The organism is Vibrio sp. 1078-1, assembly GCF_033340475.1.
The window spans coordinates 1-817 of the sequence record NZ_JAWOWM010000202.1 but is presented as its reverse complement, the minus strand read 5'-3'; the positions used below and the strand labels follow the sequence as shown (position 1 = coordinate 817).

Here is an 817-nt window from a genome sequence, read left to right as displayed (position 1 = left end):
GAAGACACCAACCTTGCAGGGGAATGTCTCGACGGAGTTTGGCAAAGGAGTCGTGAGTGAAGTCAGCGGCGCGGCGCGTTTGCTTGGCTTATTTAGCTTGGACTCCATCATTCGTAAGATGCAGCTCGATTTTACCGACGTATTCGACAAAGGCATGGCGTTCAACTCCATCACGGGTACAGGCAAAATCCAAGATGGTGTGTTCATCACCAATGATATTGTGATGGATGCGCTAGCTGGTGAAATGCAAATTCGTGGTATTGCAAACATGACCAGCAGAATGGTGGATGCGGAAGTGAAGTTTACGCCGGATATTACGTCAGGGTTACCAATGTTGACGGCGTTTGCGGTAGCCCCTCAAACCGCTCTGTACGTGCTGGCGATTTCCACGGTGATTTCTCCTGTTGTAGAGGTGTTCACCCAAGTGAATTACGAGGTCAAAGGCCCGTTAGATTCACCAACCGTAAAAGAGATTTCACGTAGTAAAGGCGAATACAAGCTGCCAGAAAAACTGCGTGAGCAGGCTAAATAGATCGCCCGACTAAGTGGTAGAAGGAAGAGAACACATGGAACGTGTTGGCATCATTCAAATGACTTCGGGGCCTGATATTCAGGCGAATTTGGACTTTATTGACCAGCAATGTACTTTGGCGGCCAATCAAGGAGTAAAGCTGGTGCTCACGCCGGAAAATGCGGTGTTGTTTGCCAGTCGAGAAGAGTACCATCAACATGCAGAGCCGTTAGGTAGCGGTGCTATTCAAGAGCGTTTAGCCAATATCGCGAAGAGTCATCAACTGACGCTTGTCGTTGGTAGTAT

At 48.6% G+C, this 817-nt stretch carries 2 protein-coding genes; both read left to right on the top strand.

All coding sequences use genetic code 11. The features are described from left to right. A partial coding sequence (locus R7190_RS26585) for an AsmA-like C-terminal region-containing protein (protein WP_318137765.1) occupies positions 1-532 on the top strand: 532 nt, incomplete at its 5' end. A gap of 34 nt (positions 533-566) precedes the next feature. Continuing rightward, positions 567-817, top strand: a 251-nt coding sequence (locus tag R7190_RS26580; protein WP_318137764.1) for a nitrilase-related carbon-nitrogen hydrolase, incomplete at its 3' end; no start/stop codon positions are given.